A 19,166-nucleotide genomic window follows, 5' to 3' on the forward strand; every position below is an offset into this window, starting at 1 on the left:
GAGATATCCGACATGTATTCGCGCATTATGCTGTTCCCATTAAAAATGGTAATACTGATTTTTTTGATGACGTTTATTTCGGATAACGTCCAGGCAAGCGTCACTATTCTTGGCAGCCGAATTATTTATCCGGGTAATGCTCTCTCCGTCGATGTTCAGTTAAAGAACAACGATAATATTCCTTATGTCATTCAGGCCTGGCTTGATAATGGCAATATGGATTCGCAACCTGGCGATAAGAGTGACGTGCCTTTTATTATCACGCCACCGCTGTTTCGGATCCAGCCTCTGACCGGCCAGGTTTTAAGAATCCGATTCATACCTAATGTCTCATTACCACAGGATCGCGAGACGATTTACTGGTTCAACTCCCTGCAGATCCCCCCCGGTAATATTCAGGCGGAATCAGGCCGTAACAGTATTGTTTTAATGTTACGTAACCGCATGAAACTCTTTTATCGTCCTAAAGCGATTGGTCAGCCGGTTAATGTTTTCGACGGTGTAAAAGTAACGATGCAAAAAGAGGGGGTTGAAATCAACAACACTCAACCCTGGTATCTCTCACTTACAGAAGTTGCAATAAAAACAGCAGGCAAAAAAACAGCCTGCGAAGCCGAAATGATTGCGCCCTTTGCCAAAAAAATAGTCAGGTGTAAACCGGCAACGCACTCTTTATCAGCTAATAGCGTGATTTCTCTTTCAGCAATGAATGACCAGGGAGCTAAAGTCAGTGAAGACTATCCGATTGCAGGCAGGTAATATCCGCATCTTTTTTTTGCCTCTCTGTGCATCATTTACTTTTTCACCGTATGGACACGCTGATGAGTACTATTTCGATCCTTCGCTGTTTAAAGGTTCCGCCTTTGGCCAGAATATTGATCAGTTTAACAATCAGACTATCGCCCCCGGCAACTATTATGTCGATATCTATGTTAACAATAAGCTGGTTAAAAGCGGCGTCACCCTGAACTTTCTGTCAGCAGAGAAAGGTCAGCCGATAGAACCTTGTCTCCCGCTGACGGTGGCTGAATCATTAAGCCTTAAGTCACTGAATAAATCCTCAACCAGCGAGGGCTGTCAGCCCTTGCGTCACTGGTCATCAGCGGCCCGCTGGCAATTTGATCAGGCTTCACTGCGGCTGCAGTTCACCATTCCGGATGCGGAGTTAATTCATCTGCCCAGGGGAAATATTCCCGTCGCCGAATGGGATAAAGGGATCTCCGCCCTTTTCATCCGGCATAACACCAATTATAGCTGGACGGAAAATAGCGCTTCCGGTTACAGATACCAGTATCTCTGGAGTGGCATCACGGCGGGCACTAATATTGATAACTGGCAGCTGCGCCATCAGGGCAATCTGCGGTTTATCGACAATAACGTTACCGGCAGCGATGTTCGCTACACAACGGTCAGAACCTGGCTTCAGCGCCCCATTGAACCGCTGAACAGTCTGCTGACACTGGGCGACAGCTATACAGAAAGTTCGCAGTTTGGCAGCCTTTCTTATAATGGCATTAAGCTCACTACCGATGAAAGGATGCGTCCGCAAAGCCGGCGTGGTTATGCGCCCGAAATTCGCGGTGTGGCCTCCTCCAGTGCCCGGGTTATCGTCAGGCAACTGAATCGCGTTATTTATGAGACCAGCGTGGCGCCTGGTCCCTTCGTGATCAACGATTTGTACAATACCCGTAGCCAGGGCGATCTCGATGTTGAGATTATTGAAGCCAATGGCAAAACGTCCTCGTTTACCGTTCCTTATGCCTCTGTGCCTGATTCGGTCAGGCCGGGAAACTGGCATTACTCGGTTGCACTGGGTCGGGTACGGCAATTCTACTCAGTTAATAACACCTTCTTTGAAGGGCTGTTGCAGCGCGGTATCAGTAACCGACTGACCGCTACGGCAGGATCGCGGCTGGCTCAGGACTATCAGGCCTGGCTGCTTGGCGGTGTCTGGACTTCGGCAGCGGGCGCAGTGGGATTAAACACCACCTTTTCTGATGCAAAGGTCGCACAGAACAGAAATGCCTCGGGATGGCGCGCCGAGCTGAGCTACAGCAAAACCTTTGCTACCGGCACCAACCTGGTCCTGGCCGCCTATCGTTACTCAACCAGCGGTTATCGCGACCTGCAGGATGTGCTGGGCGTTCGGCGCCAGCAGGACAATGGCATCAGTTACTATTCAGATACGCTGCATCAGCGTAATAATTTTTCTGTGACCCTGAGTCAGTCAATGGCCGATTATGGCTTAATCAGCCTGAGCGGCAGCACGGCGGATTACTATAATAACCGGTCACGTATTACTCAGCTTCAGTTAGGTTACAGCAACAGCTGGAATAACATCAGTTACAGTCTCAACGTTGCCCGTCAGCGTACTACCTGGAATTATGATCGTTTCGGGCTGAACCTGGACGATGGTGATAACGCATACCGCGAGAAATATACCGAAAATACCGTTTCACTGAATGTCTCGGTTCCGCTGAACTGGGGCAATCACACTACCTCTGTGGCCTATAACTACAACCAGTCTAAAGAAACACGCAATTCGACGTTCTCACTGACCGGTTCATCTGGCGAGAACAATCAGCGATCCTGGTCCCTGTATGGCGGAACCGAAAATACGCAAAGTAACAGCGGCCACAGTGTCTCGTTCGGCGGAAATATTCAGCAGAATACGCGCGCAGGCGCGGTCAGAGCGAATTATGGTCAGGGGGATAATTATCGCCAGGCTGGATTAGGGCTTTCTGGTACGTTGCTGATTCATCGCGGCGGCGTCACCGCCGGACCTTATACCAGCGACACTTTTGCGCTTATCCATGCGGATGGTGCCCAGGGCGCCAGCGTACGCAATGGTCAGGGTGCCGTCATTGATCATTTTGGTTACGCTATCCTGCCGTCGCTGACGCCATATCAGGCCAACACCGTCAGCCTTGATACACGCTATATGAATGCTGATGCCGAATTAAGCGGTGGAAGCCAGCGCGTTGTGCCCTATGCCGGTTCCGTTACCCGAATTAATTTTGCCACGCTGCAGGGTAAGGCCGTCTTAATCGCGCTCAAAAATGAAGATCATGAAATCCCGCCAATGGGCACCGAGGTCCGTGATGCTGATAATACCGTGATAGGTATTGTGGGCCAGGGTGGTCAATTATATGCACGTGTACCGCATGACTCTGGAACCTTAAAGGTAAACTGGGAATATAAGGGCAATAAAACATGTTTTGTTAATTATCAAATAACCGGTCGCGTGAATGAGAATATTGTTCGCCTGGATGCTGTCTGCCATAAGGGTTAATCGTGTGAGAATCGAAAAATATTTCCTGTATATCTTATTATTGCTGTTCAATGTGCCCGCCTGGGCTAATTGCAGTGTTGTTACCGCCACATCCTCGTTGTCTCAAAGCGCGATTGCAGCTGGTTATACCGCCGCCTACTGGACCGGCGCCTGCGACACCTGCTCAGGGAATGTGGGCCTGCCATCTGTGATCAGCATCAATAGCGGAAAGACCTTCCAGCCCTCTGGCACACTGCTGGCCAGCTCGGTAGGCAGCTTTCTGTCATCGGCCAGCAATGTTTCCTACTCAGCTAACCAGATTCTTTACCGCTGCGCCGTGGCAGATGCAGACAGTTTGTATGAGATGTATGCCACCAATGGTGACAGCCCCTATGCCGGTCAATATATTACCTCTGAAGTGGACGGCGCCTATTATGATGTCGCTGCAAATGTTGCCGTCAGGCTAACTAACCTGACAACCGGCGAATATTACAGTCGCTACTGGAAAGCCCGACAGCTGACAGCCAGTGACTGGTATTCTGATGGCACCTATATTTATATTCCGGCCAGTGCTTTCAGCAATGTGCTGTATGAAATGTTTAAAATAGACTCTACGCGCTATTACGCCAGCAACAGCAATCGCTATGTGGACAACTGGACACAACCTCGCGGATATATTGCTTTTAAAGGACCCGGGCTGGATACCAATAATCTGAAAGTGGGCCAGGATAGTCTTTCTTACTGGTATGGTTTTTACCGTAACTGGCCCGCTGCCTGGAGCACCTTCTCAAATGTCACCTATGTGCGTGGCGCGCTATGCGAAGTCCAGGATTATCCTTCGGTGGTGCTGCTGCCGACCGTAAGCGTGAATACCCTTGCCGCGGGCGGGAAAAGTCAGGCTCCTTTTACTATCACTATCCAGTGCGAGTCCGGTGCCATCTCCGGCACCAGTACATCGACGATCACGTCAGCAAATGTCGCTATGGGCTTTCTCGTTAACCAGTCAAATGCGGTGACGCAGGCAAGAAATCTGGGGCTGAGTACAGCTGGCGGCGGGCTAACCTGGCTGCTGGATACCCACTATGGTAGCAGCGCTGCCGCCTCCGGCGTCGGTATAAAAATTTATGACAGTCATAATATGGCGCTCAATTTACTGCCTGACAGAACAGTGACGGGCACGGGCAACAGCCGTGGCTGGTATGCCTATAAAGATTTAACGTCGCAAATCTCCTCAGGAGGCGCTGATATTTACAGTGGTGATTTCACCGCCTCTCTTGAAGCGCTCAGCGGGCAAACTATTACAGCAGGAACAGTCAATGCGCAGTTACAGGTTGTGGTCAGTTTTCAGTAACGTCGTTGTGTTATCTGGCGTCCTGCTCTCATTCAGCGTCTGGGCGGTGGTCAATGTGGATAAAACCCGGATCGTTTTCAATCAATCGGATCTGAGCCAGTCTGTTAACGTCGTCAACAGCGGCGGAAACGAAACGTATTTGCAAATCTGGACAGATGACGGTGACCTGACTCTCTCACCCGACGCCAGCATCACGCCCGTCATAGTCATACCGCCGGTGGTAAAAATGTATCCGGGAGAAATGCGATCGTTGCGTCTGGTACTCACTTCACGTCAGGCGCTGCCCGCGGACAAAGAGAGCCTCTACTGGTTAAATATTTATCAGATCCCTGGGCTGAAAAAAGAGCTTAACGCGGCTGAACGTAAAGTGGTGTTACCGCTGCGAATCCGGCTAAAAATCTTTATACGGCCTGAGGGACTAAACGCCCCGCTGACCACCGATCCGGAAAAGCTCCGTTTCGCGGTAAAGGGAAATAAAATCGCCATAACCAACCCTACTCCCTGGTTCATGAGCATGAATGTCTATTCTGAAGGTCAGCAATCAATAAAAAATCTCACTCTTGCCCCACAATCTGATGCTTACATTGACAGTCACACTCTGCCGAAACCCGGTGAGTCAGTGAGTTATGCGGTGATCAATGACCAGGGGATTCCGGTTAACTACACGACAACCTTGAAGTAACCGGACGGGAGTGCCCTCTGCCGACAGGCAGAGTGCACATAAATCCGACCTTTTGCGGCAGTCCAGGGCGTCGCTACATGAATTCTGCACATCTGATGGGGCTGGGCAGTACGCAGAATTTACCTACGCATGGCGTTTTGAGAGGCTGAAGAGGCAGTTCCGCAAGACAATCCATTTTAGCCGCGCTAGAGTTGCTGGCTTCCACTGTTTCAACGACGAGAAAAAATGAAACGCTTATTTGTCTATGGCACGCTCTGTCCGGGACGCGAGAATGCCCATATCCTGGAAAATATTGGCGGAGAATGGCTGGCCGGTTCGGTGAACGGTACCTTCTATCAGCGCGGCTGGGGCGCAGCGGCTGATTTTCCGGGCATCGTTCTGGATGAGCATGGGCCCGACGTGCCGGGTTATCTGTTTCTCTCCGACCAGCTGGACGCCCACTGGCCGATGCTGGATGCGTTTGAAGATGGCTACGATCGCGTCGAAGTTTGTGTTTCTGCCGAAGATAATCGGCAATACAGTGCGTGGATTTATCAGCTTCAGCCGCAGGAAAGCCGCTGAGTTATTACCGCTGAACGTTTCCTGCAGTGAGATGCGCGCGCCCTGCTCTTATTGCAGGCTTCTGGCGCAGCAGGACGCGTTTATGGCCTGTATCAACCAGGCGTGTCTGGCTAGAGAATTTAATGCAACAAACTGAATTTAAAACGGTATGATGCCTGCGCTTCACGCTCAGGCCATTGCTGGCCATTTTTACCAACCTTTCCACTCTGCTGATCTTATTTTCCTGTCAGACAATATATGCGGGCACGTTGCCTGATTCTCAATTTAATTAAGACCTAATGTATGATGTAACTAAAATAAGATTGTCCGCTCTGGTCCCGGCAAGCGCTCTCTTAGCCCCACCAGCCAGCCCTGTTATACCGGGTTAATCTGGCCAGCGCTGATGTGGAAACAGTGATACACGAATATTAAACAGATGGATTAAGGGCGCAACAGCCACACTCTCCTCTCGGGCGATCGGCTCCAGTCTTAGCAGCAACAGATCCAGCTCATCCAGCAGATCCTGATGTGGCGCTAACTGCAGCGACTTCATCTTGCGCTTCAGGTATAGCGCCAGTTCGTGAAACATCTGACCACTATCAATCTGATGACTCTCCAGCACCTCACGATAACGTGCGTAGAAGTCATAACAGTTGGCGCCCAGCCAGGTTTCAGTAATCAGATACCCCCCCACCACGATATCCGGCACCGGATCGAGCCTTTTACGCGGCAGAATGATATTCACCCGGTCGAGCATCCGCGCAATAAATTGCTGCCGTGACAGTAGCGTGGCGGAATTGCGCTCCACCATTTTAATAAACCCTAACAGATCGCGCAGCCCCCGTTGCACCGCTCTTCTGGCTATCCATGACGGCCGTTTGTTGCGGATCAACGCCGTCAGCACCACCGCAAACATAATCCCCACCATCGAGGAGATGGCCGCATTCAGCGTGACGATCAGATTGGGGACATAGTGATGGCTTAAGCCGATAAAACCGGGGATTTGAATGGCGACACTCAGCCCTACCAGATTGGTCGCCGGATTGGCAATGACCAGGCTCAGCAGCATCAGACCGGGCAGCAGTATGATCATCAGCGCCTGTAAGGTATTGGCCTGCGGGATCAGAAAAGCGATGTAGAACAGGCTGACCACCAGCGCAATCATCACCCCTTTCACGAACAGCTTCATCGGCGTTACCGGGGAATCGACACCAGCAAAAAATGAACTGATGATCGCCGCCATTAGAGGTGCATTCGCCCCATCGGCCCAGCCGCTGCCGATCCAGAACAGGCTGGAGAGGAAGGTCGCCAGAAATGCCGTCAGCGCGGACAGCCGTAACAGTCCCTTGTCGATATGCCGGTGTTCCCGGATATTGCGGATCGCCGCCCCATCCCCGTGGCTGTAGAGATCCCCTGCGCGCGCACTGACATTCTCATAAGCATCGGCAATGCGCACAAAGTTAGCCAGCCGCTCCAGCAGACCAATCAGCAGCAGGCTCTCTTCGGTTGCCAGCAGCCCGGCCCGCCATTCGTGCTCCAGGGTTGCCTGACTGGCAGCAATCGCTTCACGCAGTCCGGCAATATCGTTAATCCGATCGTGATGCAGCCACAACAGGAACTGCTGAAACACGTCGGTGACGCACGGCGGAAAACGAATATTCAGTTCGGCCAGCACACCCAGCCGTGATTCAATCGCCGTCAGTGTCGGCAGCAGATAAGTCAGATGCTGATACTGTACGCTGACCAGACGGATGACATTACGCGCCGCTTCGCCCTCATAGACGCAGTGGGTCAGCAGCGTTTCAACATTCAACGGATAACCCGCCATCTGAATCAGGATATCTTCGCGCTCCAGCGATTTGTTCTTTGCCATTCCGCTGATCAGTTCATCACAGAGTTTGCGCGCGTTCTGAAACCAGAGATTAACGCTCTGCCCCAGCAGATGATGCATCGAAACCGGAAACACCAGCCGGTGAACCAGCGTGCTGCAAAGGATGCCCAGCGTAATCTCCTCAATACGTGAAACTACGGTGTTGATGATTGCCAACGGTGACTCAACGTCTGGAAATCCCATAATCGCTGCGCTGTAGCCGGCCAGCATAAAGATATAGCTCTTCGGCGTGCGGTCATGCAGAGAGAGCCAGAGGCAAACCGTTACCCATAGCGATACGCACAGGCTGAACAACACTGGCGACTGCACCGTTTCGGGGTAGATCAGCAGAATAAAGATGCCGCCCAGCAGCGTGCCCAGCAGGCGAAACAGCGATTTCGAGACGGTCGATGCTGCATAGAGTTGCGAGGTGACAAACACCGTGGTCAGCGCCCAGGCGGGTTTTTCGAAGTTAAGAACGAGCGCCACAGAGAGTGCGATAAACGCGGCAAAGGAGGTTTTGCAGGCAAACAAAACCGCGTTTTTGGTAAACCATTTCATCGAATGAGAGCAACCAGGAACTTTCTGAGGCGCGTATCCTGACAGATGCGCCTGCGTTTTACTCTCAGTTAAATTTTACAAATTATTACCGGCCGCATCAGGCCGGTTAAGCCCCTACTGGCGCACCAGTGCACGGCGCTTATCCAGTAAAAAAGGGCGCAGATAGCCTACCGTGTTCGAGAGCAAAATCACCTCTTCGGCAAGCTCAATCTTCAGCACGTCTGTCAGATACGCTTTGCGCTGAGTCATTCGTTGCCAGAGATCGGGAAAACGACGCGCCAGCTCATCACGCAATGCCGCGTCCGCCAGTCCGACCGTATCCTCTATACTGCAGCCGCCATAACCCGGCACCGACGGGATAATATCAATCTGCAGCAGCATACCGCTTTTCAGTGTCACGGCTGAATCGGGATAGATGGGCGAGCTTAGCCACTCTTCGTCAGCCACCAGATGCCCCGGATTAAGATGCCAGCCATACTGCGCTTTCGGCAGCACCGTTTCGATAAGCGAATAGAGTTCGCCGCCGGTGATCCCGATCCGCAGCTGCTCCAGCCAGCTGACCACCGCGTGATAATAGGGGATCGCCAGCCGGGTCAGCCAGTCGGAGACGTTACACTGTAACTCAGAAGCTTCACTGACCACGTAAGCCGAGCGGCTGGTCAGCCCGCCTTTGTAGCCGGTGGTAAGAGAAAGCTTGTCGCCTGTCGCAATCCGTTTATCAGACGGATAGAGCCGGGCCTGGGCGAAACGATCGCCGGTCGCGGCAATCGTCACCACCGTGTTTGGCTGCCCTTCTGCGTTCAGACGTGCGCCTAACGCCTTCTCTGTGACGCCCGGCGCTACGCTATCCAGCGCAGCCAGCATCGCGGTTGAAGCAAGATTGGCCCCCGCCTCATAAAACGCCACTTCATCGGCGCCGTTAACGCAGCGTGCACCGTTGTCAGGCGAGATAAACAATCCGGTGGCGTTTACCAGTTGTGCATCGCCGCCCGCTGCCTGCGCCGCCGCGGCATAGATGAACTGCGGCAGATCAAACATCCCTTGCTGCCTGCCGGTAAATAACTTCCAGCCCACCAGCCCGGTGCGTTCTCCCGCCACTATCCCTGCCTCTGTTAACAGCTGATCCAGGGGCTGCTCCCCGCGCATAGGCTGGTTGGGCAGAGAAAAGACCGCCGCATGCAGACAGCGTCCCGGATTGCGGGCAAACGGCACCAGCTTGAGGTTCTCATTACCCATGATATAGGTGAGCTCGCCCTGCTGAGTCACCACCAGCAGCGCCTCCTCAAAGCGCGGAATGAATCCCGCCAGATACTCAAAATTGCTGCCGTGCTCTTTGTCGGCATAGATAATCAGTTGCGCAATCTGCTGCTGCTGCATCCGCTCAATAATGGCGGCCAGACGGCGATGCAGTGTTTCATCAGACATCACAGGGCTGGCAGCACCGGGAAATGCCGGCGGTGAGGGGATTGTTTCCAGGGCATAGCGATTGGCATCCATAACGCACTCCAGTGGCCAGATTGACGGGGTTTGATTTCCGTTCCCAGGGTAAACCTGAGGTTTAGCCTGTAGGGTGCCACAATCACACAACTTACTCGTTGCGTGTTATCAAAAGAGGGACATTCACCTGTAACAGAGACAAAGAAGCCCGCGCTAAACGGGCTCTCTGTGTTATTTGATGGGCACGCCTGCATTCTCCAGCGCTTCAGCCTTTTCGGGATATAACTCCGACGTTCCGGCATTCATAATCACCGCTCCACAGCGGATGCAGTGATCGCCCTTCACATCTGGCACAACGTCCTCCGGATTACCCGTATTAAGACTGACGTCGCGCGTGGCGTACACAAACGCCTCTCCTTCACATCCCGGACACTTCATACCATGACTCTCCTGTTAAGCCTGTCAGATAAGCATAGCCGACAGGCTTTTAGCCATACACATGAGGAGAGGTTTTTCAGGATATTGCCAGCTCATAAGCGCCATCACTCTTTGTGCCGCAGCCGCTCCAGCATAATCAGTGAGTGACTGAAGATGGCGTCGGCGATGTGCTGCGGGAAATCGGGCGGCAAGGCATCGCGCACCGAGACCACTGCCTGGGGAAAGGCCTTAATAAAGAAGTCGAAGATCTGCTGCAAACTGTCACGATCAAAACTGACGCTTTTTGCCGTGGCGATAAAATGGCGCGGGAAGATTTTGTCGATCTCTGTCTTCTTCCCCTTAGTGGCACGCAGACCCATCGCCAGTTTCAGCGCTCGCTTGTTCAGACCGGTGCCGCCCAGTACCGGATAAGCGGAGATCACATCATAAAAGGGAGTCAGTCGATAACTGCCGCCGCGCTCAATAAACAGTGAGAAGTTCTTGGCGTGACCGTCGGTTGCGCCAATCAGCCACTGAAACACCTGGAACATCATAAAGCGATAGCGATCTTCGATGGCGTTGCTCGATCCCATCAGTATCTGCATGATCTCCGCAATGCCTGGCCCGCCATCCGACTCATATTTGGTTGAAGATGGCAGTCCCAGCGCCTGACAGAAATCCTCCTGCGGCAGGCGAATCAACCGGGTTTTATCGCGTGACCAGCGGCGGTCGAAACGTTCTACCGCCAGGGCGCGCATCTGTCCGGCACGAATAATCGTTGCCTGCGGCACGTCGATACCGAGTGCACGGGCCAGCGCCAGACAGAGATACTCATTCTCCACACTTTCACGCATATCCAGCGTCGCGGCCGGCTGTTTAATCTCTCCGATCGGCAGCTTAATGATGTGCGAGGTGGGCGTGGCACCGGCAGGAATGCTCCAGCCTTCATCGGTCAGCAGCAGTGCGGTTTTCTCCTGCGCCCCCGCGACCGAGATACGGAAATCGGTCTCTTCACGCAGCATCCCCAGCGGGATATCTGACTGATAGGCCGACAGCACGCTTTCGAGCCGGGTTTCATCCAGCACTTCATAGCGGGCCTGCAGTGCGGGCAGTGGCATATCGGGCGGCAGCAGCATAGTCGCCCCGACGCTGTCACGTCCCACTTCCTGCAACAGATCAAAGGGCTGACGGGATTTAATCTGGTAACGCGCCACGATTCTGTCGCGAATCAATGGGCTATCCGGCAGCAGGTTATCGAAGAAGTTAATCACGGCGTGTGAGGTGAGAGCCTTTACCTGCAACGGCATCGAAAGTGACAGCGGCCTGGAGAGCGGATTACTCAGCCAGCCGGTATCATACTGAAACTCATGAGCGCCGTTTCGCTGGCGGGTGAGTACGCCTACCCGCTCGCCGTTCATCCACGCAATCAGCCTTTGCATTACCACTCATCCTCATCATGCACCTGAGGCGCACCGGCCTCCTCTTTCTCCTGAACTTCCAGACTCAGCTCCAGCGACTGTAACAGCTTAAACAGCGTTGCCAGCGAGGTACTGTCAGGGGCATTTTCAAAGTGAGAGATGGTGGCCTGTTTCAGGCCGACCTTTTTCGCCAGCTCACTTTGGGTCCAGCCATTACGCTGACGAATGAGCTTTAGCCGGTTTGCCAGCTGTAGCGGGCTGTATATCATGGGGTGGCTCCTTCTGGATCACAGGCTGTAAGCATAGCGCAGGGGCATTATCCCCGACAGGGTATAAAACAGCTTTTACCCCCTGAAGAGGATAATAATTACTTTATACCCTATAGCGGATAATCGCACAATTATCCTTTCCAGGGGATAAGCCGGAACCATGAATAAAAGAGGACGAGGATGAGCACATTTACCCTTACCCATCAGGTCAACGACGACGATCGGGAAGAGTTGCTGGCAGGACTGGGGGCTTACAACCGGCAATTTATCAGCCGCGATAACTGGGGACCGCTGTCGGTTTCTCACAGGGACGTACAGGGAATGTTGCGCGGGGGAGTGATCGCCGCACGCAAAGGAAACTGGCTCTGTATCGATTATCTCTGGGTGGACGAAACGCTCCGTGGCAGTGGTCTGGGCAGCGCACTGCTGGAAGCCGCAGAGCAGGAGGCGGGAAAGATGGGATGTCTCTATGCGCTGGTGGATACCTTTAGTTTTCAGGCCCTGCCGTTTTATCAGAAACAGGGTTATCAGCCGCAGATGTCCCTGCCCGATTTTCCGCAAACCGGTATGCAGCGTCACTATCTGACCAAAACGCTACGGCCAAAGGCATCACGCTGACCGCAGTACCATCAGCGTGACAGGGTCACATAATTACAAACCGGCAATGCGCCGCAGATCCGCTTCGGCACCCGGTGCCACGGCCAGGACCTGCGCGCCTTTAGTGATGCGATCGCCTTCGGTGTTAAACGGGTGGTACCAGCCGCCCGCCTCTTTCACCAGGCAGTAACCCGCCAGGCAATCCCAGGCGTGCATATAGGGTTCGTAGTAACCCACGACCCGACCGGCGGCGACCCAGGCCAGCATCAGTGCGCCGGAACCAATGCGGATAAAGTTACCGCCTGCCGACAGCAGCGCTGCCACAATCTCGCCTACCTGCTGCGGGCTGACATAACTGTTGGCACCAAAACCGGTAACGTGGTTTTGCAGCGTGCGTGTGGGATCGACCTGCAGACGATGACCGTTGAGCGTCGCGCCCTGCCCCAGTGCCGCCACGTAGCACTCCTGATAGGTCGGCGCGAAAATCACCCCGATGACCGGCACATCGCCGCGCAGTACCGCGACGGAAACACACCAGCTCGGCATCCCATTGAGAAACGGGCTGGTGCCATCGATTGGATCAACCACCCAGGTGTAGTCAGACTCTCCCGCCTGCAGTCCCGACTCCTCACCCAGAAAGCCATCAGCGGGAAACGCATCCCGTATACGGCTGGCGATCAGCTGCTCCACTTCACGGTCGGCAATCGACACCACATCCTGCAAATCGTACTTGGTCTCCACCACCAGCGTCTCGCGACGGTTGAAGTAAGATAACGCCGTCGCGCCACCTTCACGGGCAACGGCTTCCGCTAAAGCCAGACGCGCCATTATTTCATCATGCGATTCCATGCGAACTCCTTGAGTTAGTCAGATTAACGGGCAATCAGGGCAAGGCCCTGCGGCTTGAAGTTGACGCCAACTGTGGTGGCGAGCGGCAGACGCTGTTCCATCTGCGGATCGATAATGAACAGCGCGCCCAGTTCGGTGGCGACTTCATATTCGATATGGTCACCCAGCCAGGTGCTGTGAATGACCTCCCCCTGCAGCGCCCCCTGACCGTCGCCGGACAACGTAATAAACTGCGGTCGCACCGCCAGCTGAGCACTGCCGGTTTTTGCACCGGCACCTCGTACCCGGAAGCGCTGATTACCCAGGCGGACCAGCGCGTCATCCGCATCCGCCTCTTCCACTTCACAGGGCAGAATATTCGCCTCCCCCATAAAGTCCGCGATAAAGACCGAATTGGGCGAATGGTAAAGCGTCTCCGGCGCACCCTGCTGGGCAATATCCCCCTCTTTCATGACAATAATCTTATCGGAGACCGCCAGCGCCTCCTCCTGGTCATGGGTCACGTAAACCGCTGTAAACCCAAGCCGCTGCTGCAGATCGCGGATGTCGGTGCGCACCCGACGGCGCAGACGCTCATCAAGGTTCGATAGCGGCTCATCAAGCAGCAGCACCTGCGGTTCCAGCACCAGCGCGCGGGCGACCGCAATACGCTGCTGCTGTCCGCCAGAAAGCTCCGACGGCAACCGCTGCCCCTGACTCTCCAGACCCACCAGCTTCAGCCCCTCGCGCGCCCTGTCCTGCGCCTCGCGTTTGTTCATGCCCGAGGAAAGCAGCCCGTAGAGAATATTGTCGATGGCGTTCATATGGGGAAACAGCGCGTAGGACTGAAACACCATCGCCACGTCGCGCTCGTTGGCGGGCAGATGGGTGACATCTTTGCCGCCAATCAGAATCCGCCCTGCGGTGGGATGCTCCAGCCCGGCCAGCAGTCGCAGCGTAGTGGTCTTGCCGCAGCCGGACGGCCCGAGCAGCGTCACCAGCGTACCCGGCTCTACGGTGAGCGACAGATCCGGCACGGCAGTAAAACCGGCAAAACGCTTTGCGACATGTTCAAACACCACCGATCCGGCGTTAATGGTCGTCATACGGCTCTCTCCTGAGTCAGAGTGGATGCAGAGGGTGCGGCAATAATCACCGCCGGTTGGATTGCACGACGCAGGCGACGTTCGCCCACCAGCAGCTGGAAGAGGCCAATGATCAGCAGCATCACCACTATCAATACCGAGGAGTAGGCAATCGCCACGCCATACTCACCGTTCTCCACCAGCCCGACAATGTACGAGGTCGCCATGTTGTACTGGGCGCTGACCAGGAAAATCACCGCGCTGATAGAGGTAATGGCCCGCACAAAGGCGTACACCAGCGCGGCGCTGATGGCCGGTTTCAGCAGCGGCAGCACCACTTTACGCAGGGTACGGAAACTGTTTGCGCCCAGCGTCAGTGAGGCTTCATCCAGGCTTTTATCCAGCTGGCTCATCGCCGCAATACCACCACGCACGCCAACCGGCATATTACGGAAGACAAAGCAGGCGATCAGGATCATCGCGGTACCGGTGATCTCCAGCGGCGGCAGGTTATACGCCATGACATAGCTCACACCAATCACCGTGCCGGGAATGGCAAAGCTCAGCATCAGCATGAATTCAAAGGTCTGACGACCGGCAAACTTCTGTCGCACAATCAGCCAGGCAGTCAGCAGTCCGACAATGGCCGTGAGCGGCGCGGCGATCAGGGCGATCTCCAGCGTGGTCCAGAAAGAGCTCCAGGCGACGCCGCTCCAGACCAGTTGCCCCTGATTAACGCTGACGCTAAAGGCGCGGATGTAGTGATCCAGCGTCAGGTTGTTATTCAGCCCCCAGGACTGCACAAAGCCGCCAATCATGATCATGCCGTAGATCACCAGGGTGAACAGACCCCAGGGTATTACCATGCCATAGACGCTGTAGCGCACCGGACGCGGCAGCATCACATGACGGCCGCCATCGCCTTTGCCGGTGACAGTGGCGAAGCTTTTGCCGGAGAGCCAGACGCGCTGCACCAGAAAAGCGGCCAGGGTGAAGCCCAGCAGGATCATCGCCAGCACCGCCGCGCGACTCGGGTCGTTCTGTGCGCCAACCACGGAGAAGAAGATCTCCGTCGACAGCACGCCGTGACTGCCGCCCAGCACCATCGGGTTACCGAAATCGGCCATGCTTTCGATAAAGCTGATTAAGAAGGCGTTGGCCAGCCCCGGCGCCATCAGCGGCAGCGAGATGCGGGAGAAAGTGCGCCAGCGGCTGGCACGCAGGGTCTGTGACGCCTCTTCCAGTGACGGGCTGACGCCCTCGACCACGCCAATCAGCACCAGAAAGGCGATGGGGGTAAAGGAGAGTACCTGGGCAATCCAGATGCCGGTCATGCCATAGAGCCAGCGGCCCGGCTCGATGCCGAACAGCGTCGCCAGCGATTCGGTGACCACGCCAGAGCGGCCAAACAGCAGGATCAGCGCCAGACCGATGACAAACGGCGGCGTGATAATCGGCAGAATGGTCAGCATCCGCAACGCTTTTTTACACGGCAGCGAGGTGCGCGTCGCCGCCAGTGCAAACGCCAGTCCCAGCAGCGTAGCGCCACTGGCCGTCATCAGCGCCAGTCCCAGCGTGCGCCAGGCGGTGCCGCAGGTGCCACCGGTAAAACAGCCGAGGCTCCAGATGGCGGGATCCTGCATATTGGCAATCAGTCCGTCAGGTTTAAAACTGCCATCAATATCCTGCACCGAGGCGACAAACAGGCTCAGCACCGGATAGAGCACAAAGGTCGTGACCAGCGCCACCAGCAGCACAATCGACGCCACCACAAAGGCATCGCCTTTCAGCACGCCGCGCTCCGCCAGGGCAAAGGCGAAAATCAGCAAAAATATGGTCAGCAGCAGCAGCGCGCCCGCGCCCATCGCCGGTTGCCCCTGCGCCAGCGGGCCGGTGAGGTTCTCCAGCCATAACCAGTTCCAGCCACTGAAACCGATGGCATGCCCTTCCAGCACCAGAAACAGAATGCCGCAGGTGCTGAACAGCAGCAGCAGCGTGCTGCGGGTGCGGCCCGGGGGCAGAAAGGCGCTGCCAGCACAGAGCAGCCACAGCGCCACGGCGATGCCCAGCCAGCTGTGTAACGCGAGCTGCCCCAGCGCAGGCGCATTGGTCTCATCGCCCCATAAGCTGAACAGCCAGTCACCCGAGAAGAAGCCCTGCTCCAGGCTATACCAGGGCAGCAGCGTCAGCGCGCTGGCGCCCGCCAGCAGCGCGCCGGTTAAGCGACGATTGTGCGCATTCATAAATCACCTCGATCAGGAAGCGGACATCAGGCTTACGCCACCGCGGTCTGGCACAGACCCGGCTCAGGTGGCCGGGGCGCACCACCGTTATTGTGCGCTGGCACCAATCTCTTTATCCCAGCGGCCCAGCAGCGCTTTGCGTTTTGCTGAGTCACCATAGGTTTTAAAGTCATAATCGATCAGCCTGATGTTCTCGAAGCGCGGTGCATATTCAGAGATCTCCGCCTTGCGGTTAGAGGGCAGCTGGAACGATTTGGCCTCTTTCATATGCGACTGTGCTTTAGCGCTGAGCGCCCAGTCATACCAGGCTTTGGCATTGGCCAGGTTTCGTGCCCCTTTGATGATCGACATCGAACCTATTTCATAGCCAGTGCCTTCACAGGGCGCGACGGGCTTAATCGGGAAGCCATCTACTTCCATCGCGACGGCATCATGCATAAAGACAATGCCGATGGTGGTTTCACCGCGCGCGGCGGCTTTGACCGGAGCAGAGCCGGACTTGGTATATTGCGAGATGTTGGCGTTGAGCTTCTTCAGGTAGTCAAAGGCTTTGTCTTCGCCCATGATCTGCACCAGCGTCGCCAGGGTGTTATAGGCCGTGCCGGAAGAGTTGGGATTGGCGATCTGAATCTCGCCTTTAAAGCCAGGGTCGAGTAAATCCGCCCAGCAGGCAGGCACTTTCTGCTTTTTCTCCGCCAGCAGTCTGGTGTTATAGCCCCAGCCCAGCGCACCGGCATAAACGCCCACGGTGCGATAACCGGAGATCTCCGCCACTTTTTGTGACCAGGGCTGTTGCTGATCGAGCAGTGGCGATTTATAGGCCTGGGTCAGCCCCTCTTCGGCGGCCTGCATATGCGGATCGCCGGTACCGGCCCACCAGATATCGGTACGGGGATTGCGTGCCTCGCTGCGGATACGGGCATAGGCTTCACCGGCAGAGAGCCGCACCATGCTGAGTTTGATATCGGGATGGGACTGGCTGAACAGCGTGGTCATCTGTTCGCACACCACCACGTCGGCTGAGCAGATCATATTAAGATTGCCCGCCGCCGAGGCAGCAAACGGCACTATAGGGCAGACGATTACAGCAGCGAGCAGAGAGGAATAACGCATGGTGTTCTCCTGGGCTGGATGACGCAGGCGCGCCAGCTTTTGCACATGTGTGCAAACATATGTGCAGATTAGTACGGCGGCCCTGCTGCAGTGTCAATTCAGTTGTTAAGCAATTGTCAGTCGCTGTCACAAATTTGAAACCTTTCGCCCATCTGTATTTTTTGCACAGCCTTGCAACTTCAGGCAAACTCAGTGCAGACAATGTCAGGCGAGGAGAGAACATGCAGCAGCTAAAGGCGGTGGTGAGTGCGCAGGATGTGGCTGACCGGGCGGGCGTCTCCCGCTCAGCAGTCTCCCGCACCTTTACACCGGGGGCCAGCGTGTCAGATGCTACCCGTCAGCGGGTGATGAAAGCGGCGGAGGAACTGGGCTATCACGTCAATCATCTGGCGCGCGGCCTGGTGCGCAACCGCAGCGGCATCGTCTGCTTAATTGCCTCCGAGGTTGACACGCCCTACCGTGCCAGCCTGGTGCGCTGGATGACCCAGTATCTGCAGGAAGCGGGAAAAGTGGCGATGCTGATTAACACTGACCGATCCGATGCGCGCGTTTCCGCCGCGTTGCAGCAGGCGATTAATTTTCGCGCCGACGCATCGATTATTCTCTCCGGCATGCCGGACAGCGGTATCACCCGGCTCTGCTACAAACATGGTCAGCATCTGGTGCTGATTAACCGCGACGAATCCCTGCCCGGCACGCTCAGTATCAACCTCGACTCCCGCCCCGCCGCAGAAATGGCGGTTAACGCGTTTGTGCGGGCGGGATGCAGCCGCATCGCCTTTGTCAATTCGCTGGCGGGAACGCCGAGTCTGCTGAAGCGCGAAGCGGATTTTCTGGCCGCCGCGCAGAAAGTGGGCGTCACGGTTCAGGTGGAGCGGTTCGGCACCACCTCTTACGAAAGCGGCCAGATTCTGGCGCAGCGTCTGCTGACGCGTAAAGTTCGCCCTGATGCGGTGTACTGTGCCACCGACCTGCTCGCCTGCGGCTTTATGGATGAGGCGCGTCACCGCTTTGCGCTGCGTATTCCGGACGATCTCTGCATCATCGGACACGATAATATCGCGCAGTCGGGCTGGGCCTCTTACAACCTCACGACCTTTGCACAGCCGGTGGAGCAATTCGCCCGCGATGCCATTGCCTGGCTGGTGGAGACGGAAGCGCAACCGGAGACGCTGATGCCAAAAAATGAACAGCAGCAGGAGCGGAGAATATATCCGGTAGATGTGGTCTGGCGCGGTTCGGTACGCGGCGGTTAACCGCCCTTTTTTATTTTCTTCCGCTATGTAATTACGCCCTGAAATAATCCACAACCGATCTTACGCTTCGCTTTAAATATCCCGCCCCTTCACTGAAAAATAATCGGACGCTACTGCACAGTGTTCCGATTTTCTGTCTACGCTTTATCTGCATTATTAAGTTCTTCTGGTTTTAACTGCTCAATGAATCAGCAGTCAGATGTGACAAATATCACATTTGTGCCAGGC

At 55.2% G+C, this 19,166-nt stretch carries 16 protein-coding genes; 7 read left to right on the forward strand and 9 right to left on the reverse strand.

The genetic code is table 11. The features are described from left to right. Positions 1 to 12 precede the first annotated feature (12 nt). The 5 genes from HFD87_RS05195 to HFD87_RS05215 all read left to right on the forward strand — a co-directional run bounded on the left by HFD87_RS05195 (position 13) and on the right by HFD87_RS05215 (position 5,865). Positions 13 to 759: a fimbria/pilus periplasmic chaperone gene (locus tag HFD87_RS05195; RefSeq protein ID WP_010670151.1), complete on the forward strand. Its 747-nt coding sequence runs from the start codon at positions 13 to 15 to the stop codon at positions 757 to 759. Next, the gene (locus HFD87_RS05200; RefSeq protein ID WP_243207461.1) at positions 731 to 3,292 is read left to right on the forward strand and encodes a fimbrial outer membrane usher protein; all 2,562 of its coding nucleotides are present in this window, start codon (positions 731 to 733) and stop codon (positions 3,290 to 3,292) included. Before HFD87_RS05195 ends, HFD87_RS05200 begins: the two co-directional genes overlap by 29 nt. Continuing rightward, entirely contained in the window at positions 3,270 to 4,622 is a 1,353-nt protein-coding gene (stbD, locus tag HFD87_RS05205) for a fimbrial usher protein StbD (protein ID WP_050482648.1), read from the forward strand. Before HFD87_RS05200 ends, stbD begins: the two co-directional genes overlap by 23 nt. Next, a complete protein-coding gene (locus tag HFD87_RS05210; protein ID WP_167423099.1) occupies positions 4,588 to 5,304 on the forward strand; it encodes a fimbrial assembly chaperone in 717 nt (238 codons plus the stop codon). Before stbD ends, HFD87_RS05210 begins: the two co-directional genes overlap by 35 nt. A 225-nt stretch (positions 5,305 to 5,529) precedes the next feature. After that, positions 5,530 to 5,865 carry a gamma-glutamylcyclotransferase family protein gene (locus HFD87_RS05215; protein ID WP_158149307.1) on the forward strand — a complete coding sequence of 112 codons (336 nt, stop codon included), beginning with the start codon at positions 5,530 to 5,532 and terminating at the stop codon, positions 5,863 to 5,865. Positions 5,866 to 6,229: 364 nt separating this feature from the next. Here HFD87_RS05215 and HFD87_RS05220 read toward each other — a convergent pair whose 3' ends face one another. The 5 genes from HFD87_RS05220 to hipB form a co-directional block, all read right to left on the reverse strand. Continuing rightward, the gene (locus HFD87_RS05220; protein ID WP_052271942.1) at positions 6,230 to 8,275 is read right to left on the reverse strand and encodes an FUSC family protein; all 2,046 of its coding nucleotides are present in this window, start codon (positions 8,273 to 8,275) and stop codon (positions 6,230 to 6,232) included. Between the two features lie 114 nt (positions 8,276 to 8,389). Then, positions 8,390 to 9,772, reverse strand: a complete 1,383-nt coding sequence (locus HFD87_RS05225) for a Xaa-Pro peptidase family protein (protein ID WP_167423034.1) — start codon at positions 9,770 to 9,772, stop codon at positions 8,390 to 8,392. A 171-nt stretch (positions 9,773 to 9,943) separates the two neighbouring features. Beyond that, positions 9,944 to 10,150 carry a type II toxin-antitoxin system MqsA family antitoxin gene (locus HFD87_RS05230; protein WP_010244885.1) on the reverse strand — a complete coding sequence of 69 codons (207 nt, stop codon included), beginning with the start codon at positions 10,148 to 10,150 and terminating at the stop codon, positions 9,944 to 9,946. A 104-nt stretch (positions 10,151 to 10,254) separates the two neighbouring features. Further along, entirely contained in the window at positions 10,255 to 11,568 is a 1,314-nt protein-coding gene (locus HFD87_RS05235; protein WP_022625645.1) for a type II toxin-antitoxin system HipA family toxin, read from the reverse strand. Then, positions 11,568 to 11,816: a type II toxin-antitoxin system antitoxin HipB gene (gene hipB / locus HFD87_RS05240; protein WP_010670157.1), complete on the reverse strand. Its 249-nt coding sequence runs from the start codon at positions 11,814 to 11,816 to the stop codon at positions 11,568 to 11,570. The genes HFD87_RS05235 and hipB overlap by 1 nt, the downstream gene beginning before the upstream one ends. A gap of 180 nt (positions 11,817 to 11,996) precedes the next feature. On the opposite strand from hipB, the gene HFD87_RS05245 reads away from it, so the two are divergent. Next, the gene (locus HFD87_RS05245; protein ID WP_167423035.1) at positions 11,997 to 12,434 is read left to right on the forward strand and encodes a GNAT family N-acetyltransferase; all 438 of its coding nucleotides are present in this window, start codon (positions 11,997 to 11,999) and stop codon (positions 12,432 to 12,434) included. 33 nt (positions 12,435 to 12,467) lie between these two features. On the opposite strand, the gene HFD87_RS05250 is transcribed toward HFD87_RS05245, so the two are convergent. The 4 genes from HFD87_RS05250 to HFD87_RS05265 form a co-directional block, all read right to left on the reverse strand. Beyond that, complete coding sequence (locus HFD87_RS05250; protein WP_033767265.1) at positions 12,468 to 13,262, reverse strand: inositol monophosphatase family protein; 795 nt, start codon at positions 13,260 to 13,262, stop codon at positions 12,468 to 12,470. 23 nt (positions 13,263 to 13,285) lie between these two features. Then, positions 13,286 to 14,347, reverse strand: coding sequence for an ABC transporter ATP-binding protein (locus HFD87_RS05255; RefSeq protein WP_033757668.1), 1,062 nt, complete (start codon positions 14,345 to 14,347; stop codon positions 13,286 to 13,288). Then, the gene (locus HFD87_RS05260; RefSeq protein WP_062757662.1) at positions 14,344 to 16,569 is read right to left on the reverse strand and encodes an iron ABC transporter permease; all 2,226 of its coding nucleotides are present in this window, start codon (positions 16,567 to 16,569) and stop codon (positions 14,344 to 14,346) included. Before HFD87_RS05260 ends, HFD87_RS05255 begins: the two co-directional genes overlap by 4 nt. Before the next feature lie 87 nt (positions 16,570 to 16,656). Further along, complete coding sequence (locus HFD87_RS05265; protein ID WP_033779163.1) at positions 16,657 to 17,682, reverse strand: ABC transporter substrate-binding protein; 1,026 nt, start codon at positions 17,680 to 17,682, stop codon at positions 16,657 to 16,659. Positions 17,683 to 17,903: 221 nt separating this feature from the next. Between HFD87_RS05265 and HFD87_RS05270 the strand changes: the two genes are divergently transcribed. Beyond that, entirely contained in the window at positions 17,904 to 18,938 is a 1,035-nt protein-coding gene (locus HFD87_RS05270; RefSeq protein WP_022625638.1) for a LacI family DNA-binding transcriptional regulator, read from the forward strand. Positions 18,939 to 19,166: the final 228 nt, after the last annotated feature.

Origin of the sequence: Pantoea sp. EKM21T (assembly GCF_011800405.1) — a bacterium.
GTDB lineage: Bacteria > Pseudomonadota > Gammaproteobacteria > Enterobacterales > Enterobacteriaceae > Pantoea > Pantoea agglomerans.